At 59.8% G+C, this 23,701-nt stretch carries 18 protein-coding genes; 8 read left to right on the top strand and 10 right to left on the bottom strand.

Annotation, left to right across the window (positions count from 1 at the left end):
• The first annotated feature begins 11 nt into the window (after positions 1-11).
• The 5 genes from metC (at position 12) to RYC17_RS18185 (ending at position 5,750) form a co-directional block, all read left to right on the top strand.
• Positions 12-1,178, top strand: coding sequence for a cystathionine beta-lyase (metC, locus tag RYC17_RS18205; protein WP_058401231.1), 1,167 nt, complete (start codon positions 12-14; stop codon positions 1,176-1,178).
• Positions 1,179-1,280: 102 nt separating this feature from the next.
• The gene (locus tag RYC17_RS18200; protein WP_002551852.1) at positions 1,281-1,526 is read left to right on the top strand and encodes an exodeoxyribonuclease VII small subunit; all 246 of its coding nucleotides are present in this window, start codon (positions 1,281-1,283) and stop codon (positions 1,524-1,526) included.
• The gene (locus tag RYC17_RS18195; RefSeq protein ID WP_058401230.1) at positions 1,523-2,410 is read left to right on the top strand and encodes a polyprenyl synthetase family protein; all 888 of its coding nucleotides are present in this window, start codon (positions 1,523-1,525) and stop codon (positions 2,408-2,410) included. Before RYC17_RS18200 ends, RYC17_RS18195 begins: the two co-directional genes overlap by 4 nt.
• Positions 2,411-2,570: 160 nt before the next feature.
• Positions 2,571-4,463 carry a 1-deoxy-D-xylulose-5-phosphate synthase gene (dxs, locus tag RYC17_RS18190; protein WP_316903969.1) on the top strand — a complete coding sequence of 631 codons (1,893 nt, stop codon included), beginning with the start codon at positions 2,571-2,573 and terminating at the stop codon, positions 4,461-4,463.
• A gap of 72 nt (positions 4,464-4,535) precedes the next feature.
• Positions 4,536-5,750, top strand: coding sequence for an AGE family epimerase/isomerase (locus RYC17_RS18185; protein WP_316890185.1), 1,215 nt, complete (start codon positions 4,536-4,538; stop codon positions 5,748-5,750).
• A 42-nt stretch (positions 5,751-5,792) separates the two neighbouring features.
• On the opposite strand, the gene RYC17_RS18180 is transcribed toward RYC17_RS18185, so the two are convergent.
• From RYC17_RS18180 to RYC17_RS18155, 6 genes are all read right to left on the bottom strand, one after another.
• Positions 5,793-6,557 (bottom strand): SDR family oxidoreductase, encoded by a 765-nt coding sequence (locus RYC17_RS18180; RefSeq protein WP_005742971.1) that lies wholly within the window; start codon positions 6,555-6,557, stop codon positions 5,793-5,795.
• 719 nt (positions 6,558-7,276) lie between these two features.
• On the bottom strand, positions 7,277-7,993 hold the full coding sequence (locus tag RYC17_RS18175; protein ID WP_058401227.1) for an ABC transporter ATP-binding protein: 717 nt from the start codon (positions 7,991-7,993) through the stop codon (positions 7,277-7,279).
• Entirely contained in the window at positions 7,990-8,865 is an 876-nt protein-coding gene (locus RYC17_RS18170; RefSeq protein ID WP_003376366.1) for an ABC transporter ATP-binding protein, read from the bottom strand. The genes RYC17_RS18175 and RYC17_RS18170 overlap by 4 nt, the downstream gene beginning before the upstream one ends.
• Positions 8,862-10,175, bottom strand: a complete 1,314-nt coding sequence (livM, locus tag RYC17_RS18165) for a high-affinity branched-chain amino acid ABC transporter permease LivM (protein ID WP_002551845.1) — start codon at positions 10,173-10,175, stop codon at positions 8,862-8,864. Before livM ends, RYC17_RS18170 begins: the two co-directional genes overlap by 4 nt.
• A 2-nt stretch (positions 10,176-10,177) precedes the next feature.
• The gene (locus tag RYC17_RS18160; RefSeq protein WP_002551844.1) at positions 10,178-11,092 is read right to left on the bottom strand and encodes an ABC transporter permease subunit; all 915 of its coding nucleotides are present in this window, start codon (positions 11,090-11,092) and stop codon (positions 10,178-10,180) included.
• Positions 11,093-11,253: 161 nt separating this feature from the next.
• Positions 11,254-12,390, bottom strand: coding sequence for a branched-chain amino acid ABC transporter substrate-binding protein (locus tag RYC17_RS18155; RefSeq protein ID WP_058401226.1), 1,137 nt, complete (start codon positions 12,388-12,390; stop codon positions 11,254-11,256).
• Positions 12,391-12,895: 505 nt separating this feature from the next.
• Between RYC17_RS18155 and RYC17_RS18150 the strand changes: the two genes are divergently transcribed.
• The 3 genes from RYC17_RS18150 to nadE all read left to right on the top strand — a co-directional run bounded on the left by RYC17_RS18150 (position 12,896) and on the right by nadE (position 15,978).
• Positions 12,896-13,801 (top strand): LysR substrate-binding domain-containing protein, encoded by a 906-nt coding sequence (locus tag RYC17_RS18150; RefSeq protein ID WP_005742976.1) that lies wholly within the window; start codon positions 12,896-12,898, stop codon positions 13,799-13,801.
• Between the two features lie 99 nt (positions 13,802-13,900).
• Positions 13,901-15,124, top strand: a complete 1,224-nt coding sequence (gene pncB / locus RYC17_RS18145) for a nicotinate phosphoribosyltransferase (RefSeq protein WP_002551841.1) — start codon at positions 13,901-13,903, stop codon at positions 15,122-15,124.
• 26 nt (positions 15,125-15,150) lie between these two features.
• Entirely contained in the window at positions 15,151-15,978 is an 828-nt protein-coding gene (gene nadE, locus RYC17_RS18140) for an ammonia-dependent NAD(+) synthetase (protein ID WP_004654655.1), read from the top strand.
• 213 nt (positions 15,979-16,191) lie between these two features.
• Here nadE and azu read toward each other — a convergent pair whose 3' ends face one another.
• The 4 genes from azu to RYC17_RS18120 all read right to left on the bottom strand — a co-directional run bounded on the left by azu (position 16,192) and on the right by RYC17_RS18120 (position 23,548).
• Positions 16,192-16,638: an azurin gene (azu, locus tag RYC17_RS18135; RefSeq protein ID WP_122258584.1), complete on the bottom strand. Its 447-nt coding sequence runs from the start codon at positions 16,636-16,638 to the stop codon at positions 16,192-16,194.
• A 153-nt stretch (positions 16,639-16,791) separates the two neighbouring features.
• On the bottom strand, positions 16,792-17,685 hold the full coding sequence (locus tag RYC17_RS18130) for a transglutaminase N-terminal domain-containing protein (protein ID WP_011167571.1): 894 nt from the start codon (positions 17,683-17,685) through the stop codon (positions 16,792-16,794).
• A complete protein-coding gene (locus RYC17_RS18125; RefSeq protein WP_316903966.1) occupies positions 17,685-20,180 on the bottom strand; it encodes a circularly permuted type 2 ATP-grasp protein in 2,496 nt (831 codons plus the stop codon). The genes RYC17_RS18130 and RYC17_RS18125 overlap by 1 nt, the downstream gene beginning before the upstream one ends.
• A gap of 89 nt (positions 20,181-20,269) precedes the next feature.
• On the bottom strand, positions 20,270-23,548 hold the full coding sequence (locus RYC17_RS18120; RefSeq protein WP_316903964.1) for a transglutaminase family protein: 3,279 nt from the start codon (positions 23,546-23,548) through the stop codon (positions 20,270-20,272).
• Positions 23,549-23,701 lie beyond the last annotated feature (153 nt).

The raw sequence follows: 23,701 nt of genomic DNA, 5'->3' as shown, positions 1-23,701 counted from the left end.
TGGAGCCTCCAATGCCGCACGATAAGGACCCTCGCGCCCACACCGCCCTGTCGCAACGCGGCCGCAGCGCCAGCAGCGGGCCTGGGCTTGCGGTCAACCCGCCGGTCGTGCGTCTGAGCACGGTGCTGTTCGACAGTCTGGAGAGTTTGCGCGAGGCAGAAATTCGCACCACAGGGCCAGAGCGCTCGCTGACCTACGGTGCCAACGGCAACCCGACGGCGTTTGCCTTGCAGGATCTGATTTCCGGGCTTGAGGGCGCGCACGGTACTTGCCTGTACCCAACCGGGCTGGCAGCAGTGGCGCAGATGTTTCAATCGTTTCTGCGCCCAGGCGACCACGTGCTGATTACTGAATCGGTGTACGGCCCCGTTCGGCGCCTGGCAAAAACGATGCTGACGGCCTTCGACATCCAGTTCGATTTCTACTCGGCCGACGGCAGCAATGTGGAATCGCTGATCAAGACCAACACACGGATGATCTACGCTGAAGTGCCCGGTTCGCTGACGTTCGACATGTGCGACCTGCCTGCCCTGTCACAGGTGTGCAAGGCAAGGAATCTACTGCTGGCTGTGGATAACTCGTGGGGCTCGGGAATTCTTTACAAGCCGCTGGAGCTGGGCGCGGACATTTCCCTGATGGCCCTGACCAAATACGTGGCCGGGCATTCCGATGTCATGATGGGCAGCGTCAGCACCACCGAAGCGCACTGGAAAACCCTCAAGACCATGAATACCGCCGTGGGCAATACCGTCAGCCCCGACGACGCGTATCTGGTGCTGCGCGGTGCCCGCAGCCTGGCGGCGCGCATGGCCATGCACGAACGCCATGCGCTGCAGATCGCGCAATGGCTGCAGGACCAGCCTCAGGTTGCCCGCGTGCTGTATCCCGCATTGCCGGGCAATCCGGGGCACGCCATCTGGAAGCGCGATTTTCATGGCTGCAATGGCTTGCTCAGTTTCGAATTCCATGCCGTTGACCGGCAGGTGCTGGACCGATTTACCGGCGCGTTGAAACTGTTCGGGATTGGTTACTCCTGGGGCGGTTTTGAAAGCCTGATCACTGAAGTCGAGCAATATGGCCCTGACCGCGGCATCGGCCCGATGCTGCGGCTACAGGTCGGCCTGGAAAGCCCGGAAGACCTGATCGCAGACCTGCAGAACGGGTTCGCTGCGGGTTAATCCTGACAACTGCTGCCCTGGCATTGCTCCGTCGCCGTTATTTGCCCAGAAGCCCTCGCTCTGCTAGTGTCGCGCGGTTTAACCTCTACCGGAAATGCCCCCATGGCCCGCAAGAAAGCTGCACTGGATTTCGAACAGTCACTCGCTGACCTGCAAGCGCTGGTAGAGCGGCTGGAGAATGGCGAGTTGTCGCTGGAAGACTCATTGACCGCCTTCGAGCAAGGCGTACGCCTGACCCGCGACTGCCAGAGCGCCCTCACCCAGGCCGAACAGAAGGTTCAGGTACTGCTGGAGCGCGATGGTGAACTGAGCGAAGAGCCGTTCGACGATGCGGAACTTCCCGAATGATCGCGAGCTATCAAGCGCAAAGCCAGACTCGCGTCAACGCAGCACTCGAAAAACTGTTTCAGGCACCGAGCCCTGAGCTGAACCGCCTTTACGAAGCCATGCGCTACAGCGTGATGAACGGCGGCAAGCGCGTGCGCCCGCTGCTGGCCTACGCGGCCTGCGAAGCGCTGGGTGGCGTAGCCGAAGATGCCAACGGTGCCGCCTGTGCGGTTGAACTGATTCATGCTTACTCGCTGGTGCACGACGATTTACCGGCGATGGACGATGACGACCTGCGTCGCGGCCAGCCGACCACGCACAAGGCCTTCGATGAAGCCTGCGCGATCCTGGCAGGTGACGGCCTGCAAAGCCTGGCGTTCACTGCGCTGCTCGCGCCGCACCTGACCTCACGCGATGCTGAAACGCGTCTGCAGATGGTCAACACCCTCGCAGCCGCTGCCGGCCCGGCAGGTATGGTGGGCGGGCAGGCGATCGATCTGGGCTCTGTGGGGCTGAAGCTTGATCAGGCCGCGCTGGAATACATGCATCGGCACAAGACCGGTGCGTTGATCGAAGCCAGCGTCCGGCTTGGCGCACTGGCCAGCGGTCAAGCCGATCAGCCCCGTCTTGACGCCTTGCAGGTCTATGCGCGCGCGGTCGGTCTGGCCTTTCAGGTTCAGGACGACATTCTCGATGTCGAAAGCGATACTGCGACCCTCGGCAAGCGTCAGGGTGCCGACATCGCCCGCGACAAGCCGACCTACCCTGCGTTGCTGGGCCTGGAAGCGGCCAAGCACTATGCACTGGAACTGCGTGATCAGGCGCTGACGGCGCTGAGCCCGTTCGATGCCGCCGCAGAGCCGTTGCGCGAGCTGGCACGCTATATCGTCGAACGCCGCCACTGATCACCGTCACCGAAGCCGGAAATCTGCTGAATCAACCACGGTTCGTCAGGTCTCAGTCATTAAGCGTGTGAGTCGGCGGACCATCCGCCGACGCACTTCATGGGCAGCTTGCGATGCATAAGGTAAACTGCCGCCTCTTTTACTTATAACGATTCGCCTGATGCCCACGACGTTCAAAGAGATCCCCCGCGAGCGCCCGGTCACGCCGTTGCTCGACCGAGCCGATACCCCGCACGGCCTGCGCCGTCTGGGCGAAGCCGAGCTGGAAACCCTGGCCGATGAACTGCGCCTGGAATTGCTGTATTCCGTTGGCCAGACCGGAGGGCATTTTGGTGCCGGTCTTGGGGTCATCGAGCTGACCATCGCGCTGCATTACGTTTTCGACACCCCGGACGACCGTCTGGTGTGGGACGTGGGTCATCAAGCCTATCCGCACAAGATCCTCACCGGCCGTCGCGCGCGCATGTCCACCCTGCGCCAGAAGGATGGGGTGGCGGCCTTTCCGCGTCGCAGCGAGAGCGAGTACGACACCTTTGGCGTCGGGCACTCCAGCACCTCTATCAGCGCCGCCCTCGGTATGGCGATTGCCTCGCGCCTGCAAGGCAGCGAGCGTAAATCGATTGCCGTGATCGGCGACGGTGCGCTGACTGCCGGCATGGCCTTCGAAGCGTTGAACCACGCGCCGGAAGTGGCAGCCGACATGCTGGTGATTCTCAACGACAACGACATGTCGATCTCGCGCAATGTCGGCGGTCTGTCGAATTACCTGGCCAAGATTCTTTCCAGCCGCACGTACAGCAGTATGCGCGAAGGCAGCAAAAAGGTGCTTTCGCGCCTGCCCGGTGCCTGGGAAATCGCGCGTCGCACCGAAGAATACGCCAAAGGCATGCTGGTTCCGGGCACGCTTTTCGAAGAGCTGGGCTGGAACTACATCGGCCCTATCGATGGCCACGACCTGCCGACTCTGATCGCCACGCTGCGCAACATGCGTGATCTGAAAGGCCCGCAGTTTCTGCACGTGGTCACCAAGAAGGGCAAAGGTTTTGCGCCAGCCGAAGTCGACCCGATCGGTTATCACGCCATTACCAAGCTTGAGCCGCTGAATGCGCCTGTCGCCCCGAAAAAAATCAGTGCACCGAAGTATTCCGCAGTGTTCGGCCAGTGGATCTGCGACATGGCCGAGGCTGATTCGCGGCTGGTCGGCATCACGCCAGCCATGAAGGAAGGCTCGGACCTGGTGGCATTCAGCGAGCGCTTTCCAGAACGCTACTTCGATGTTGCCATCGCCGAACAACACGCTGTAACGCTGGCGGCCGGTATGGCCTGTGAAGGCAGCAAGCCGGTCGTGGCTATCTACTCGACCTTCCTGCAGCGCGGCTACGATCAACTGGTGCATGACGTCGCGGTGCAGAACCTCGACGTACTGTTCGCCATCGACCGCGCCGGGCTTGTGGGCGAAGACGGCCCGACTCACGCAGGCAGCTTCGACCTGTCCTACCTGCGCTGCATCCCCGGCATGATGGTCATGACGCCGAGTGACGAAAACGAACTACGCAAGCTGCTCAGCACCGGTTACCTGCACACAGGCCCTGCGGCAGTGCGCTACCCACGCGGCACCGGTCCGAACGCGTTGATCGAGGCAGGTCTTGACCCCGTCGAAATCGGCAAGGGCGTTGTGCGTCGTCAGGGCCAGGGCGTTGCGATACTGGTGTTTGGCGTGCAACTGGCCGATGCGCTGGTGGTGGCCGAAAAGCTGGATGCGACGGTGATCGACATGCGTTTCGTGAAGCCGCTGGACGAGGCTCTGGTGCGAGAGGCGGCCGCCGGTCACGAACTACTGGTTACGCTGGAAGAGAACGCAGTGATGGGCGGTGCCGGTGCTGCGGTCAGTGAGTTTCTGGCACGCGCCAATATCCTCAAGTCGGTATTGCACCTGGGCCTGCCGGACACCTACGTCGAGCATGCCAAGCCTGCGCAGATGCTGGCTGAGTGCGGGCTGGACGCCCAAGGGATCGAAGCGGCGATCAATGAGCGGCTGGCGTTGATTGGCTGACTGAAAGAGGTTCCTCACGCGCCGAGCGTGAGGAACGATCACCCCGACCCCGCATGCAGCAATCCTGATAACATGCTGCGCACTTCGACACTGCCGCGATGCCAGCCGATGCCCCATGTGACCCGCTCCGCCTCCACGCCTGAATTGACCTCGGTGTTCGCTGCCTTGCAGCAGCACTTTCTGCAGGTCGTCGTTCCGCTCTGGCAGGGCCCTGGCTGGAACGCACAATTGGCATTGCCTTACGAAGCGCTTGACGCCAACGATCAGCCTCTAGCGCCGCAACGCTATCGCGCCATGGCCTGTGCACGTCAGTTGTTTCTGTTTTCCAGCCTTATCGATAACGTCGAAGTGCCGAACGCCCGAGCCCGCGCCGGTGAGCTGTTTCGCTCCCTGCAACAGCACTTCCACGATGCCGAGCATGGCGGCTGGTTCTATAGCATCGATCCACAGGGCAAACCTCTGGATCGCCGCAAGGACCTCTACACTCATGCCTTCATTATTTTCGCTTGCGCACATTACTGGGCGCAGGTGCAGGACCCGCTGGCAGAGTCCGTGCTCAATGCGGCACTCAGTGTTGTAGCGGAGCGCTTTGCCGACGATGACGGGCTGTACGAAGCGCAACTCGATGAAGACTGGTCGACGCTGGGCACCGGCCCGCTCCAGAACCCTTTGATGCATCTGGCAGAGGCCTTTCTGGCGACGCTGTCGGTGCGCGCCGACCCTGCAACCCAGTCAGCGCTGGACGCCCTGGTTATCCACATGCAGCGCCGCTTTGTCGACACCGCCACCGGCGTGATGCTGGAGAAACCCTTGGGCGCTGTGGATAACTGGTACGAGCCAGGTCATCAGTTCGAATGGTTCTTCCTGCTGCAATCGTCGCCAGAGCTGCACGGGCGCGAGCTGCACGAGTCCATGACCCGCGCGTTTGCCTACGCTCAGGCACAGGGCGTCGAGCCAAAGAGCGGCGCAGTGACTGCAATGCTGACACTTGATGGCACGATACGCGATGCCACCCAGCGAATCTGGGCTCAGGCGGAATACCTGCGAGCCATGGCCATGCAGCCAGAGTGCGAGGCGAGTTTAACTGCGCAAATGTCAGCCTTTGCGCAGCGCTTCCTGCATGCCAAAGGCTGGAACGAGTGTGTAGAGCCCGATGGCGCAGTCAGCCGCAGCGACATGCCGTCGACCACGCCTTACCACTTGGCAACCTGTTACATCGGGCTGGCTGACTTTGTCGAGAACCGCTTCGTGAACGCTTTCCCGCCGCCGACGCCTGTAGAAGACTGATCGATCGAACCGCACCACCTGTGCGGCCCGATCAGCAAGCAATCAACCGCGGTTACGATCAATCGCAAAACCGGCCCAGGTCTGGCTGACGGGCATCAGTTCCAGGCTGTTGATGTTGACGTGCGCTGGCGTGTTCATGATCCAGAAGATGGTGTCGGCGATGTCCTGAGGCTGAATCGGCTCGGCACCTGCGTAGGTCGCATCGTACTTGGCCTGATCCCCGCCGAAACGTACCAGCGAAAACTCACTCTCGCACAGCCCGGGCTCAAGGTTGGTGACTCGCACGCCCGTGCCGATCAGATCGTTGCGCAGGTTCAGCGAGAACTGCCCGACAAACGCCTTGGTGCCACCGTAGACGTTACCACCCGGATAAGGATAGTTGCCGGCTACCGAGCCCAGGTTGACGATACTTGCGCCGCGACCATGCGCAATCAGGCGTGGAAGCAACAGGCGTGTGGTGTAAACCAGACCTTTGACGTTGGTGTCGATCATGGTGTCCCAGTCATCCAGATCGCACTTGGGCGCAGGGTCGATCCCCAGCGCCAGACCGGCGTTGTTGATCAACCCGCGAATGCTGCCGAACTCTTCAGGTAAATCTGCGATGGCACTCTCCATTGCCTTGCGGTCACGCACATCCAGTACCAGCGTATGCACCTTGGTCTGCTTCGACAGCTCGGCGCTCAACGCGGCAAGACGGTCCTCGCGACGGCCAGTCAATACCAGCGACCAGCCTGCTTCGGCAAAACGGCGGGCACAGGCCTCACCGAAACCGGAAGTAGCGCCCGTGATGAATACAGTGGAAGTCATTTCGTTCTCCTGACCTGGCGCGAAAAACAGCGCACCTGTTAATAAGTTCTGACGAGGGCAGCAGAATGCCCGTCAGCGGCACGTCGATGCAACAACCCAGTGTATTTGTACAAAAAACAACCAACTCAAGCCGAGCCATACGCCACGGGCCTTGCAGGCAGTTTTGCCCACCTTATCCACAGTCAGACACACAATCTCTGGGGGCAAGTCGGTAACGCTGAAAGTCCCGTCGTTCGGGGCTTGCAGCAGATCCGGAGAAGTTTTCACCTTGACTTTGCCCGATACTGCCAGGACGCCACCAGGCGTCAGAAAACCGTGATGGCCTGTAGCCCAGACGCAGTAACGGCTGGATCACTATTTCCAAGGCTTGTTAACAGACTTATCCACAGGCTGTGTAACTGAAAAAACTGTATGAACGACCAGCTTCAATGCTGTTGACAAACACCCCTGAAAGCCAGTCCAAAACCCTTGATCAAAATTTAATCAATCCTCTACAGGCCTTATGCATAAAGGCCTTCAGGCACATACTCCCAAGTTATTAACAGCCGGTTCCACAGTAAACCTGAACAAGTCAAAACAGTGACAAAACAACCATTTGCAGCGGTTTTATGTCGCACCTGGTAGCGCCGTCAAAATTGTTTTCCACAATTGCAAAAAGCGACGCCCCGGATGTTTACACATTCGGGGCGCGCGTCAAAAACGGCAGGGTTTTGACGAACTCAGTGTCCGCCCAGATAAGCGTTCCTGACCTCTTCATTTACAAGCAATTCCTTGCCCGTGCCGGACAGTCGGATCTCGCCATTGACCATCACATAGGCGCGATCAGACAGTTTCAGCGCATGGTTGGCGTTCTGCTCGACCAGAAAGATGGTCATGCCGCTGGCCGCCAGCTCGCGCAGGGTCGAGAAGATCTGTTTGACGATGATCGGCGCCAGCCCCAGGCTCGGCTCATCAAGCAACAACAACCTGGGACGACTCATCAGCGCGCGGGCGATGGCGAGCATTTGCTGCTCGCCACCGGACATGGTCATGGCGCGCTGGTTGCGGCGCTCCTTGAGGCGCGGGAACAGTTCGAACATGCGCTGCATGTCTTCGGCCGAATGCTTGTCGCCAATCGGGATGGTGCCCATCATCAGGTTTTCCTCGACTGACATGTCGGGGAACACCCGCCGCCCTTCCGGCGACTGAGCAATACCGTTGGAAGCAATGTAATGCGAAGACTTCTGAGTGATGTCAGTACCCTGATAGATGATCTGCCCGCTGGCAGCGCGCGGCTGGCCGAAGATCGACATCAGCAGCGTGGACTTGCCCGCACCGTTGGAGCCGATCAGGCTCACCGTTTCGCCTTCATTGATGTGCAGCGAGACTTTCTTGAGGGCCTGAATCGGCCCGTAAAACACATCGATCTCTTTCAGTTCGAGGATCGGCTTACTCATACCAACTCCTCTTCATCAGCGCCCAGGTACGCGGCGATCACTTTCGGATCGTTACGGATCTGTTCCGGCCCGCCCATGGCAATCACGTTGCCGTGGTCAAGCACCACAATATCGTCGGAAATGCCCATGACCATGCCCATGTCGTGCTCGATCAGCACAATGGTCATGTCGTGTTCATCGCGCAGCAGGCGGATCATGCCGCTGAGCGCCTCGGTTTCCTGCGGGTTGAGACCGGCAGCCGGTTCATCCAGACAGATCACCTGCGGACGCGTGCACATGGCCCGGGCGATTTCCAGGCGCCGTTGCTGCCCGTATGACAGCTCTCCGGCCAGACGGTTGGCGCAGTCCACCAGGTCCACGACTTCCAGCCAGTAGAACGCCGTATTGAGCGCATCCTCTTCGGCCTTGCGATAGCCTTTGGTATTGAGGATCCCGCTGATCAGGCTGCGGTTGACCCACATGTGCTGGGCAACCAGCAGGTTTTCAACGACCGACATTTCCTTGAACAGACGAATGTTCTGAAACGTACGCGCCAGCCCTGCCCTGTTGACCAGATGGGTACCGCCGAACATTTTGTAGTACACCCGGCTGAAGAAGCTTTTCGGCGAAACAAAGTCGGTTGCCTTGAACGGCTCGCCCAGCAGCCTGATCACATTGGTGGTCTTGCCACGAGTATGCAGCTCGATGCGTCCACCTGTGGCCTTGTAGAAGCCGGTCAGGCAGTTGAACACGGTGGTCTTGCCTGCGCCGTTGGGGCCGATCAGAGCGAAGATAGAGTTGCGGCGGACTTTGAGGCTGACATCGCTGAGAGCCTTGATGCCGCCGAAGTGCATCATCAGGTGCTCGACGGAAAGAATCACTTCATTGCTCATCGCGCACCTCCTTCTGTCACCAGCGCACCCTTGCGCGGTTTTACGCCAGTGCGGCTGATGCGGATCAGCCCGCGTGGGCGCCAGATCATCATCAACACCATCAGGATGCCGAACAGCAGCACCCGGTACTCGGAGAAGCTGCGCAACAGTTCAGGCGCAACGGTCAGCACGAACGCAGCGATAACCACCCCTACGGTCGACCCCATACCGCCCAGCACCACAATCGCCAGAATCAGTGCAGACTCGAAGAAGGTGAATGACGTCGGGTTGACGAAGCCCTGATAGCTGGCGAAAAACACCCCGGCCAGTCCCGCCGTCGAAGCACCGATGGTAAACGCCGAGAGCTTGACCAGTACGTGATTGAGGCCCATCGAACGGCAAGCAATCTCGTCCTCGCGCAGGGCTTCCCAGGCGCGGCCGATCGGCATGCGAGTCAGACGATGTTTGATGAACAACACGGCCAGCACGACAAGAAACAGCACGGTGTAGATGAACAGGAATTTCAGGTCCGGGTTGTAATCGAAGCCGAAATATTCATGAATCGGAATGCCACCATCCTTGGCACGACGCCCGAACTCCAGGCCGAAAAAGGTCGGTGACGGGACCGGCACACCATTCGGACCGCCCGTGAACGACAGCCAGTTATTCAGCACCAGACGGATGATTTCCCCGAACCCCAGCGTCACGATGGCCAGATAATCGCCATGCATGCGTAACACCGGAAAGCCCAGAATACATCCGGCCAGTGCCGCCGCAATTGCCGCCAGCGGCAGCGCCGACCAGAAGCCCAGGCCAAGGTACTGATAACCAAGCGCCAGACCATAGGCTCCGATGGCGTAGAACGCCACGTAGCCCAGATCGAGCAGGCCGGCCAGGCCGACCACGATATTCAGGCCAAGCCCCAGCAATACGTAGATCAGCCCGAGAATAACCACGGTCAGAATGTACTTGTTGGCGAAGATCGGAAACACGATGGCAATCACGATCAGTAGCGGAATGATCCAGTACAGGCGGGATTTGTGATCAGGCTTGAGCACATGCACGCCGGAGTCGGAGCTTTCGAAGCTCTGGGAAACACGTATGCCTTTGGGTGTTTGCAGAAACAGGCTGATCAGAAATCGCCCGACCATGACCACGGCCACCAGCCAGGCCACGCGGGTGGGTTGCAGGTTGAAGCTGTAGCCATCGAGCACAATCCCGACGATGGGACCGAACACGATCAGTGCCAGCAGCCCCGCGACCACGGCATCTATCAGGCTTTTCTTGATTTCAACAGGTTTGACGACAGGAGCAGCAACAGGAGCGGACATACTTATACCTTCGCCACGAGTGGGCGACCCAGCAGGCCTTGGGGACGGAAAATCAGGATCAGCACCAACAGGCCGAAACTGAACACGTCTTTGTAATCGGAGTTGATCAGGCCGGAAAACTGCGACTCGGCAACCCCCAGGATCAAACCGCCCAACATGGCGCCCGGCAGCGAGCCGATCCCGCCCAGCACCGCGGCAGTGAACGCCTTGATGCCGATGATGAAGCCGGCATAGAAGTCGAACGTGCCGTAATTCATGGTGATCAGCACACCGGCCAGTGCCGCCATGGCAGCACCGATGATGAACACATAGGAGATGACCCGATCAGTGTTGATGCCAAGGATCGACGCCATCTTGCGGTCCTGCTGCGTGGCGCGGCACATGCGGCCCAGCTTGGTGTATTTGATGATGTAGGTCAGCACGCCCATGCCGACAAAAGCGGCGATGAGAATGAAGATCTTGGTGTAGGTAATCTGCACAAAGCCGCTGCCGATCTCGAAGCGCCACGCACCCTCAAGCAACGTGGGCACGCCCTGCTGGCGAGCGCCCTGACTGATCTGCGCGTAGTTTTGCAGGATCAGGGAAATACCGATGGCGCTGATCAGCGGTGCCAGCCGGGTCGAGTTGCGCAGCGGCTTGTAGGCCACGCGCTCGATGACAAACCCGTATACCCCCGTCACCACGATGGTGAAGACCAGCGTGCCGAGAATCAGGAATGGAAAGGATTCCAGTCCGAAGAAAGACAGAACCGCCAGACCGATAGCGGCCAGGTAGGCGGAAATCATATAAACGTCGCCGTGGGCGAAGTTGATCATGCCGATGATGCCGTAGACCATCGTATAGCCGATGGCGATGAGGCCATAGACAGACCCGAGGGTGAGTCCGTTGACCATTTGTTGCAGGAAGATCCCATCCATCACGCACGCTCACACTGAAAGGCAGCTCAGCACCCTGCCGATCACACCCTCGTGAGGTGCGACCGACAGGTCCGAAAACAATAAAAGAGATGCAGGCTCGCTCATGGGCGAGCCCATCACCGGGTCAGCGTCTGCCGGGCAGAACTGACACGAGGTCTATCTCACTTCTGTTTTTCGAGTTGCTTGTATTTGCCGGTGGCGTCCCACTGGTAAACCACGTAGTCGGAGACTTTCAGGTCGCCTTTGGCATCCCAGGCTTTTTCACCCATGACGGTCTTGACCGGATGCGCCTTGAGCCACTCTGCGGCTTTGTCGCCCTTGTTGGATTTGGCACCATTGAAACCGGCAGCCAGGGCCTGTATCGAAGCGTACGCGTAGAGGGTATAGCCTTCAGGCTCGTAACCGGACTTGCGGAATTCGTCCACGACTGCCTTGCTATCCGGCAGTACGCGCGGGTCGGCACCGAAGGTCATGTACACGCCGTCAACGTATTGCGCACCACCGGCAGTGGTGACCAGTTCGTCAGTCACGATGCCGTCATCGGACATGAACTTGACGTCCTTGAGGCCCTGCTCGCGCATCTGGCGAACCAGTGGACCGGCTTCCGGATGCAGGCCACCGAAGTACACAACATCGGCACCGGTCGAGCGGATTTTCGTTACCAGCGCACTGAAATCCTTTTCGCCACGGGTCAGACCTTCCTCAAGTACCGGCTTCACGCCACGCGCTACCAGTTGTTTGGCAGTGGCATCAGCAAGCCCTTTACCGTAGGTGTCCTTGTCATTGATGACCGCGACTTTCTTGCCCTTGAGCACGTCAACGATGTAATCACCGGCGACCACACCTTGCTGATCGTCACGACCGCACATGCGGAACATTTCCTTCAGGCCACGCTCGGTCACCGTCGGATTGGTCGAACCCGGCGTGATGGCAATTACTCCCGCATCGCTGTAAACCTCTGAAGCAGGAATGGTCGACGATGAGCAGAAGTGCCCGACCACGCCGATCACTTTGTCCTGGTCAACCAGACGGTTGGCCACTGCCACGGCCTGTTTCGGCTCACAGGCGTCATCGCCCGCGACCAGCACGATTTTTTCCCCGTTCACACCGCCCGCCGCGTTGATCGCGTCGGCCGCAGCCTGCGCACCTTTCATGTACTGCTGCCCAAATGATGCGTTCGCGCCGGTCATCGGACCCGCAACGCCGATTTTCACGTCCGCCTGTGCAAACGAAGACACGCCCAATGCAGTTGCCACTGCGATTGCCAGAAAACCTTTCCTGTAAAACGTATGCGACATGAGTGGTGCTCCTGAGGATATTTTTTTAATTAGCAGTGCGGTTACATGATTGCCCGGATACGCGTTTGCTTAGAGCAAGGCCCGTGCCATCACTTTTTTCTTATTGAAAATGTCATGCGTTTCCAGCCATTCAATAATACGACTGCTCAAGTCGCAGGCCGTACAACCGCTTGAGACGCCAAAGGTGCAACCCTCCCCATAAAAAGGGCAACCCAAGCCAGATCAAATAGCAACCCGACCCAATACCTTTGGACAACCCACCTGTAACAACACGCGTCACCGAATTGCACACGCCCGGTGCGCGAACGCTACGAGACGCACCATTTGAGGCTAGCGGATTCAGCCGCAACTGCCGGGATCAACGCCTTAATCTGAAACACACGTCACGCAAGCGCAGTAATAACCTTCCCGCATGCGACCGACAAACGACCTTTAAGCGAGATATCATTCCGATTATTCATAGTGCCCGTGTCTGCACCCTCGCGCCTCGAACAGAGAAACCATCATGCTGAACAAACGTCATCTGCCCTCGATAGCCGCATTGCAATGCTTTGAGGCGGTGACCCGGCACCTGAGCTTCACCCGCGCGGCTGAAGAACTCAACCTGACCCAGAGCGCCGTCAGCAAACAGGTTGCGCAGCTTGAGGAGCTGGTTCAGCACCTGCTGTTTCAGCGCGTCCGCCGCCGTTTGCAGTTGACGCCAGCCGGGGCGCTGTATCTGGCCGAAGTGCGCAAGATCCTGACCCAGATAGAGATGTCCACTCACTTCCTGCGCTCTTACGGCGGAGAAACCGAGGTACTGCGGGTGTCCACACCCTCGACGTTCGGTGCCCGCTGGCTGGTGCCACGCCTGAAGGGCTGGCGCTTGCGTCATCCGCATATTCACCTGGACCTGATCAACGAACAGGAGTCTGACGACCTGATCAAGGGACGTTGTGACGTGTCGTTCTATTTCGGCCAGGCCGCCATACCGGGCGCGGAAAGCGTGAAGCTGTTTGGCGAAGAACTGGTAGCGGTGTGTTCACCCGAGAGCCTGCCGGATGCCCCCCTCAGCGACCCGACTCAGTTGAGCGAACTGGTCCTGCTGCAGAACGCATTCCGCCCCGAAGCCTGGCACGAATGGTTCGAAAGCCAGGGCTATCACACCGACCATAGCTATCACGGCCCGCGTTTTGAGACGTTCTATATGTGCATCCGCGCCGCACAGGTCGGCTGCGGTGTCGCACTGTTGCCACGCTTTCTGGTCGAGGAAGAACTGGCAGAGAACAAGCTGGTAATTGCATGGGATTACGCATTGCCCAGCACTAACAGTGCGTACTACCTGTCCTATCCGGAACACACTGCCGACGTGCCCAAAATCCGGGTTTTTCTGCAGTGGATGCTGGAACAGTTGGATCAACCGGCCCGTTAAGGGCGACAATGCCCACCCATCCGGCCGTGAGCTTTCCGTGGTGACAGACAGGAAGTCGCGGGTCCGACATTATCCGGCTGCTCTGGAGAGCCCGATTCAATGAGCGAGAGCGCCTTTTCAAATCGTATCGTGCAAAGCCTGCTCGACACCGATTTCTACAAGCTGACCATGATGCAGGCAGTGCTGCACAACTACCCCAACGTCGACGTTGAGTGGGAGTTTCGGTGCCGCAACGGGGAGGATCTTCGCCCCTACCTGGACGAGATCAGACACCAGATCGAGTTGCTGTGCGAGCTGTCCCTGAGCCCGGAACACCTGGCTTTTCTGGAGCGCATCACGTTCATAAAACCGGACTTTCTGAGGTTTCTGGGACTGTTCCGCTTTAACACCCGCTATGTGAAAACCAGCATCGAAAACGATGAGCTGTGCATTCGTCTGCACGGTCCCTGGCTGCACGTCATTCTGTTCGAAGTGCCACTGCTGGCGATCGTCAGCGAGGTGCGCAACCGGCACCGCTATCCTGACACCCTGCTCAGTCAGGCGCGGGATCGTCTGTATGACAAGTTCGAATGGCTGACCACTCATGCCACGGCCGATGAACTGGCCGAGCTGAAAGTGGCGGACTTCGGCACGCGCAGGCGTTTTTCCTATCGCGTGCAGGAAGAAATGCTTGGCGTCCTGAAAAACGACTTCCCAGGCCAGTTTGTCGGCACCAGCAACGTTCATCTGGCGCGTCAGCTTGACCTGAAACCGCTGGGCACAATGGCTCACGAATGGATCATGGCCCATCAACAACTGGGACCGCGCCTGATCGACAGCCAGATTGCCGCGCTTGACTGCTGGGTCCGCGAGTACCGCGGCCTGTTGGGTATCGCACTGACCGACTGCATCACCACTGACGCGTTCCTGAATGACTTCGATCTGTACTTCGCCAAACTGTTCGACGGTTTGCGCCATGATTCGGGCGACCCGGTGAAGTGGGCCGAAAAATGCATCTCGCATTACCAGAAGCTCGGTATCGACCCGATGAGCAAGACGCTGGTGTTTTCCGACGGGCTGAACCTGCCCAAGGCACTCGACATCTTCCGGGCGTTGCGCGGACGCATCAATGTCAGCTTCGGGATCGGCACCAACCTGACCGCCGACATACCCGGCATCGCGCCCATGAACATGGTGCTGAAAATGACCGCATGCGCCGGTCAGGCTGTGGCAAAGATTTCCGACGAGCCCGGCAAGACGCAGTGCAAGGACCCGAACTTTGTCGCCTACCTGCGGCATGTGTTCAAGGTGCCGGATTTGCCGAGCCCTGAAAAACCAGCTTGAATTGTCCTATTTACGAGGAGTGAATCATGCACGCCGTACAGCGCCAGATTGCTGAACAGCTCAAGGTCCAGCCACCTTTCGCGGACCAGAACGCGTTGCAGGCAGAAGTCGCCCGCCGCGTCAGTTTCATCAAGGAGTGTCTGCAGAACGCGCGGCTCAAGACCTTGGTGCTAGGCATCAGTGGCGGAGTCGACTCACTGACTGCGGGCTTGCTCGCACAGCGCGCAGTCAAGGAATTGCGCGCGAGCACAGGCGATAACAGCTACCGCTTTATCGCCGTGCGCCTGCCCTATGTCGTGCAGGCCGATGAGCACGAGGCCCAGGCTTCGGTCGACTTCATCGAACCGGACGAGCGCCATACCATCAACATCGGTAGCAGCGTCAAGGCGCTGGCTGCTGAGGTGAAGGCGTTCGATGGGCTGCCGGCCAGCTCGGTGGATTTCGTCCTCGGCAACACCAAGGCGCGTATGCGCATGGTCGCGCAGTACACCGTCGCCGGCGCTTATCAGGGGCTGGTGATCGGTACTGACCACGCGGCCGAAGCGGTGATGGGCTTCTTCACCAAGTTCGGCGACGGCGCATGCGATCTGGCACCGTTGAGCGGTCTGGTGAAAAACCAGGTGCGCGCTATTGCCCGCCATTTCGGCGCACCGGAATCACTGGTCGAGAAAGTACCGACGGCGGACCTGGAAGACCTGTCCCCCGGCAAACCGGACGAAGCCTCGCACGGCGTGACCTACGCCGAGATCGACGCTTTCCTGCACGGTGAACCGGTGCGTGAGGAAGCCTTCAAGATCATCTGCGAAACCTACGCCAAGACCCAGCACAAACGCGAATTACCATACGCGCCTTGAGTGGGTGCGTGCGGAACGAGAGAGCAGCAACACTATCGTGCCCATGCTCCGCGTGGGTACGCCTTTCTGGACGCTCTGCGTCCGCTTCTGAATGTGCGGCGCGGCACAGTTCTGTGACGCAGAGCGTCACCCACGGCATTCCCACGCTGGAGCGTGCGGAACGATAATCTCAACTATCGTGCGACGCTCTGCGTCCTCGTTCGGGGCGTGTCGTTACTTCAGGGTCACAGCGCCTTTCATCATGCTGATGTGCCCGGGGAATGTGCAGAAGAACTGGTATTCCTGTGCCGGGTCCAGCTTCGATACATCAAAGGTCACCGAGTCTTTTTCACCAGCGCCGATGACTTTGGTGTGGGCGATGATACGGCTGTCGTCGGGCTTCAGGTAATCCTTGTCGATGCCTACAGCCATGCCGTCGGTAACGATTGCCTGGGTATCGGACTTCTTGCTCAGCACCCAGTTATGGCCCATGACATTCTTCGGCAGGCTGCCGGAGTGAGTCAGGTTGACGGTGAATTCCTTGCAGCTCTTGTCGATCTCAATGGCTTTGGTGTCGTACATCATTTGATCGGTCGAATCGACTGTGACCGAGCACTCGGCAGCCAGCAACTGGCTACTGGCCAACGACAACAGCGAAATCGCTACAAGCTTGCGAATCATTTGAATCTCCAGGGCAGGACTTGATTAACGTGATAACTGACGTAAGAAGAGAGTGCCCGATCAGGGCCAGGGTTCCAAGGACGTGCGTCAAATGGTCCCTCGGGCGCTCGCGACGGAGCGCCCCACTGAATAACGATTCACGGGAGCAGGTAATTAGGCGCTGACCGGCATTACCGTCACCCGGACATCGGGATCATGCGTGCCACCGCCCAGAATCACGCCGCGCAAAGGCGATACGTCGGAGAAGTCACGTCCCCAGGCCAGGCTGATGTGCTCCAGCGCAGGTTGCACATTGTTGGTGGGATCGAAGTCAACCCAGCCAGAGGCCGGACAGAACACCGATACCCAGGCATGCGAGGCATCGGCACCGATCAAGCGGGGCTGGCCCGGTGGTGGCTGGGTCAGCAGATAGCCACTGACGTAGCGCGCGGCCAGACCTCGAGAGCGCAGGCACGCCAGCATCAAGTGGGCGAAGTCCTGACACACACCCCGTCGCCGCTCCAGCACTTCCACCAGGGGCGTGGCGACCTGAGTCGCCTCTTCATCGAAGGTGAATTCCTCGAAAATCTTTTCCATCAGGGCCTGTACGCACAACAACAAAGGGCGGCCCGGCGGGAAACAGACCTGCGAGAATTCGACGAACGAACGCTTCAGGTGAACATAGGGGGATTCGAAGCGATAGCGGCAGGCCTCCAGAATATCAGCAGTCATCGGCTTGGCGCTGTAGGTCAGCGCACTGCGGGTCACTTCCCATTCCGGCGACAGATTGAAGTCCAGAAACGGCTTCTCCATGACCTCGATACGCAACCGCGCATTGACCTGCAATTCATCATGTGGACGCTCGAACGCCAGTCGGGTCAGCGGGTTGCCGAAAACATCCAGCTCATCACGGCGCGTGGTAGGCTCCGGAAAAATCTCGAGTGCCTGCTCGGTGCAACGCTGCCACGGACTGCTGCGCGGCCAGAGATGCGCCAGTTGCTGAGCCAGCGAAACCGGGCTGTCGTACTTGTAATGCGTGTCATGAAAAATCTGGTAGAAGGCGCTCATCAAACAGATACCGTGCGTTGGCTGACGTCATCGACGTGGGCAAAATGACGCAGCGCCAAGCGGTCGGAGGCCTGCCCACTGCTGTCACCAATGCTCTGCAGCAGATCGGCCAGCCCGTCGAGGACAGCGTCGATGCTGCTCTGACCGAATAGCGGGTTCTCCAGACTGCCAAGGTCAAATGCGGCGAGACGCTGAGCCAGCACCGCCAGGCTGCTGTCACGCGGCGCATCAAACTCGTCGTTCAGGCGGCGTAGCGAACGTTGCACCAGCTTGAGCTGAAATAGCACCGCATGCGGGTTCTGCTCATCAAGCAGCAACAGGTCCAGCACCGGAATCAGGTGCGGCACGGCCATGTACCGCGAACGATAAGTGATGCTGCTGTTGCCCAGCTCCAGCAACCACTCCAGCCCGGCTTTCTCCGAGACTGCCGAACCGCGCAAAAACGCCGCCAGACTGGTGCTGAGAAACTTCAGGCGCTCGATACGTCGCCCGATCATCAAAAAGCTCCAGCCTTCATCGCGGGTCATGTCGTCCAGCGCAAAACCGGAAAGCGCTGCCAGAGACATCACCAGCCGGTTGAGGAAATCCAGCAATTCGCCAAAATCCGGCTCGTCGGTTTCCAGGCTCGAGGCTTCGCGCTGCAATTCGACCAGCGCCTGCCAGTTTTCCCGTGAGAGCTTGCCGCGCACTTGCGAAGCGGCCCACTGCAGACGCTGCAAGTTGGCGCGCAGGCTGAACGGCCACTCGTCGCCCAGCAGAGCAACCAGCAGGCGGTCCTTCAACTCTTCGCCCTCCTCGGCTTCGGGCAGCATGCCCAGGCTCTCGGCGAGCGCGACAGCCGCCTGCAACGCGAGGGGATCGTCGTCATCGACATAGCGCGTCAACATGATGCGCAGCAGACGAGCACTGTCGTCGCAACGTTCGCAGTAACGCCCGAACCAGAACAGGTTCTCCACCACCCGCGACGGCAGGTAAGGATCACGGCGAATCAGGTCATAGACACCCAGCGGGCGCTGCCCCTTCCAGGGCTCGCCAAGGTGCGAGCGTTCGCCCAGCACCCAGGTGTCCTTGCTCGCACCGCCGCGCTGCATCGATACCACGTCGGCATCGGCTTCGGCGGCCACTCGGGTCAGGCCGCCCGGTAGCACGCGATAGCCGTCGAGGCTGGCCACTGCGTAGACACGCATGCCGATGGCGCGCGGCTGCAGACCGGTGCCATCGGCCTGCAGCACCGGTGCATGAGACAACTGCGCCAGCTCCTGAGCAACGTAGGCATAGGGGCGCGACTGCATGCGCAGGGCAAGCGCGTTGCGCTGCTCCTCATTCAAATCGCGACCGAACACCGGGGCGAAGTGCTGCGAAGGAAATGCAGGCTTGATCAACAGATCAGGCAGTTTCTCCAGCGCTTGCGCCAGCACGGGCGGCTCTCCGCACCACCAGGTTGCAACCGATGGCAGGATCAGATCTTCGCCAAACAGGTACTGACTGATTTTCGGCAAAAAGCCCAGCAGGCCAGGCGACTCCAGAACACCACTGCCCAATGCGTTGGCGACCAGCACATTGCCCTGACGCACAGCCTCCAGCAGCCCCGGCACACCGAGCGCAGAATCGGTACGTAATTCCAGAGGGTCGCAGAAGTCATCGTCCAGACGGCGCATGATGGCGTGAACCCGACGCAAGCCGCTGAGGGTTTTCAGGTAGACAGTGGCATCGCGCACGGTCAGATCACCACCCTCGACCAGCGGATAGCCCAGTTGTCGCGCCAGGTACAAGTGTTCGAAGTAGCTTTCGTTGAAACGGCCCGGCGTCAGCAGGACGATCAGCGGTGCCTCGTTGCTGGTTGGCGCCTGACGGGCCAGCGTCTGTTGCAATGCGTCGAAGAAACCCGAGAGGTGCCGGACTTGCAGGTCACGATAGGTTTCCGGCAAGGCACGCGCGACGCTCTGGCGATTTTCCAGTGCATAACCGGCACCCGAAGGCGCTTGGGTGCGGTCGGCAGTCACCCACCAGCGCCCGTCCGGGGTGCGTGCCAGATCGACCGCGTACATATGCAGGAACGTGCCTTCTGGAGGTTTTACTCCCTGACACGGCCAGAGAAAGTTGTTGTGGCCAAACACAAGTTCGGCGGGCAGCAGGCCATTGGCAATCAGCGTCTGCGAGCCATAAAGGTCCGCCAGCACTGCGTTGAGCAGCCGTGCACGTTGGGCAATCCCTGCCGCTACGTGCTGCCACTCATCCGCCGCAATGATGTGCGGCAACAGGTCCAGCTCCCATGGGCGATCCGCGCCTTTGGGGTCGGCGTAAACGTTGTAGGTGACACCGTTTTCCTGGATCTGCCGGGTCAGCAAGGCCTGGCGCTGGATCAGCTGCGCCGAGGTGCTGCGTTGCATGTGTTCGTACAGACGACGCCAGTGCGGGCGGACGGCACCGTCGGCATCGAGCATTTCGTGGTAAGTACCCTCGGACAGCGGGTAATGGTCAAGCAGGTCGGGCATGGAAGGCTCGGCAGGCAACGTAAGGACTTCAGATTAGTGCAGTCAGATGTCACGTCCGTGTGCATCTGACGCACAGAGCCACTGTTTTTCTAATGCAGACGCATATCCAGCGTCATCGGCAGCTCGTCGTTAATGTTGAGCGACGGAACGTCCAGTTTGCCCGGGGTGTGACCGATGCGGAAGAAACGTGAAAGGCGACGACTTTCCGCTTCGTTGGCGTTGACCGGCAAGGTTTCATAGTTGCGGCCGCCCGGGTGGGCGACATGATACGCGCAGCCGCCCAGCGAGCGGTGCATCCAGGTGTCGACCAGATCAAAAACCAGTGGCGCATGGACGCCGATGGTCGGTTGCAAGCAGTTGGCCGGCTGCCAGGCGCGATAACGCACACCCGCGACGAACTCGCCAGCCCGTCCGGTGGGCTGCAAAGGCACCGCGACGCCGTTGCAGGTCAACACGTAACGCTGCGGTGGCAACCCGCTGAGATGCACCTGCAGACGCTCCAGCGACGAATCGACGTAGCGCACCGCGCCACCGGCCGAGCCCTCTTCACCCAGAACGTGCCAGGGCTCCAGCGCCTGCCGCAGCTCCAGCTCGATGCCGTTGACGGCGTAATCACCCACTTTCGGAAAGCGAAATTCCAAATGCGCAGAGAACCAGTCGGCCTGTACCGGGTAGCCTGCTGCGTTGAGGTCGGCGACCACATCGGCGAAATCCTGCTCGATGAAGTGCGGCAGCATGAAGCGATCATGTAATTGCGTGCCCCAGCGTGCCAGCTTGGCCGGTGCATAGGGTTCACGCCAGAAACGCGCCACCAGCGCCCGTAGCAGCAACTGCTGCGCCAGGCTCATGCGCGCATGCGGCGGCATCTCGAAGGCACGCAGCTCCAGCAGGCCAAGACGCCCGGTTGCACCATCGGGCGAGTACAGCTTGTCGATGCAGAATTCGGCGCGATGGGTGTTGCCGGTGACGTCGATCAACAGGTTGCGCAGCAGACGATCGACGATCCACGGCGCAACTTCTTCACCCGGCTCCGGCATCTGTGCGAAGGCGATTTCCATTTCATAAAGCGAGTCGTTGCGCGCCTCATCGATACGTGGTGCCTGGGACGTCGGGCCGATGAACAGACCGGAAAACAGGTACGACAGCGAAGGATGGTTGTGCCAATAGCTGATCAGGCTGCGCAGCAGGTCTGGGCGACGCAGAAACGGAGAGTCCGCCGGTGTCGCGCCACCCAGCACGAAGTGGTTGCCGCCGCCAGTGCCGGTGTGACGGCCGTCGATCATGAATTTCTCTGTGGTCAGGCGTGTGAGACGCGCCTGCTCGTAAAGAAACTCGGTGCGCTCGACCAACTCGTCCCAACTGGCGGACGGCTGCACGTTGACCTCGATCACACCAGGGTCCGGGGTAATGCGGAAGTTACACAGACGCGGATCGCTCGGCGGCTCGTAGCCTTCCAGCAGAATCGGGCATTGCAGTTCTTCAGCGGTCGCTTCGATCACGGCCACCAGTTCAAGGTACTCCTCAAGCTTTTGCAGTGGCGGCATAAACAGGTACAGACGCCCGTCGCGCGCTTCGGCACACAGCGCCGTACGAGTCAGCCAGTCGGCCGACTCATCGATTTTCGGCGAGCGTTCGGCGTCGATATCTGTGGACTTGAGCGCCGAGGTCAGCGAATCGCTGTCGGCAAGCTCGGGGAAGTCCTGGTTATGATCGGTCGGATGAATGAACGGATACTCCGCCGCCTTGACCCAGGGCTGCGATGCCAATGGAAGGCGATAGCCCAGCGCGGAATCACCCGGCACCAGACGGCAGTGTTCGTCACGCAAATACCAGCGGCCACTCTGCCAGCTGTCGCCGCCTGCATTACGGGCCAACGGCAGGACCTGACCAATCATCTTGTCCAGCCCCTGAGCGAATACCTTGCGCAGACGCGCGCGCTCCAGCTCATCACCCAGCCGCGAGTCTTCAGCAGTCACATTGACCGGCAACGCACCTTCGCGCCACAGGTAGTAGAAATTGTCTTCGTAAGCCGGAAAAACGAAACGGGCCGGCAGTTTCAGACGCTCGGCAACGCTGGCCAGAAAGCGCCCGGCCAGCTCGCCGGTAGCGCCGTAATCCTGGGTTTCATCGGCGATCAGCGCATTGTTGCGCCAGACCGGTTTACCGTCCTTGCGCCAGAAACAGTTCAGTGACCAGCGTGGCAACTGTTCGCCCGGATACCATTTGCCCTGGCCGAAATGCACGATCCCCAGTGGCGCGTAATGCGCGCGCATGCGCTGAAACAGCTCGGCAGACAGCTCACGCTTGCGAGGCCCCAGCGCAGCCGTGTTCCATTCGGCACCGTCGCGATCATCGATGGACACGAACGTCGGTTCGCCGCCCATGGTCAGGCGCACGTCGTCACGCGTCAGGTCCGCGTCGATCTGTCGGCCAAGCGCCTGTATGTCCTGCCATTGCGCTTCGGTGTAAGGCTTGGTGACGCGTGGCGCCTCCCAGATGCGCTCGACCGACATTTCGTGGCTGAAATCGGTTTCGCACGGCTCGACCAGACCGCTGATCGGCGCTGCGGAAGACGGCTCCGGGCTGCACGCCAGCGGAATATGCCCTTCGCCTGCAAAGAGGCCGGAAGTAGCATCCAGACCGACCCAGCCAGCACCCGGCAGATAGACCTCGCACCAGGCATGCAGGTCGGTGAAGTCGACATCAGTGCCCGACGGCCCGTCCAGCGCCTCGACATCGGCCTTGAGCTGGATGAGATAGCCCGATACAAATCGCGCCGCCATGCCCAGATGGCGCAACAGCTGCACCAGCAGCCACGCGGAGTCACGGCAAGAACCTGAAGCGTTTTCCAGGGTGAATTCCGGGGTCTGCACACCCGGTTCCATACGGATCAGGTAAGCGACATCCTGACTCAGGCGCTGGTTGAGGCCCACCAGAAAGTCGATGGCGGGTATCGGCTCGCGACTGATGCTGTCCAGATACGCCTGAAATCTCGGGGTCAGCGGCAGTTTTTCCAGGTACGGCGCCAGCTCGCGCTGCTCTTCGCTGGCGTAGGTGAACGGAATGTTCTCGGCGTAAGGCTCCAGAAAGAAGTCGAACGGATTGAACACCGCCATCTCGGCGACCAGATCGACCTCGACGCGAAATTCCCTGGTCTTTTCCGGGAAGACCAGACGCGCCAGGTAATTACCTTGAGGGTCCTGCTGCCAGTTGATGAAGTGGTTTTCGGGCAGGACTTTCAGCGAATACGACAGTACGCGCGTGCGGCTGTGAGCGGCCGGGCGCAGGCGAACGATCTGAGGACCCAGTTCGACCGCGCGTTCGTAGCGATAGTGCGTGACATGGTGCAAGGCAATATGAATCGACACGGCGTGCCTCCTGCGAGCCTGAACGGTAATTGAGCCGCGCAAGACTTATGCCATCCGGTCAAAGTCGTGCGCCAACGAGAGTGACATTCCCCGCCCGATCAGGCGCAGCACCAAAATTGTGCTCGCCTGAACTGAAGGTGCAAGGGTCGCACG

Origin of the sequence: Pseudomonas syringae group sp. J248-6 (assembly GCF_032586995.1) — a bacterium.
Lineage (GTDB): Bacteria > Pseudomonadota > Gammaproteobacteria > Pseudomonadales > Pseudomonadaceae > Aquipseudomonas > Aquipseudomonas amygdali.
This window is presented reverse-complemented; position numbering and strand designations above follow the sequence as displayed.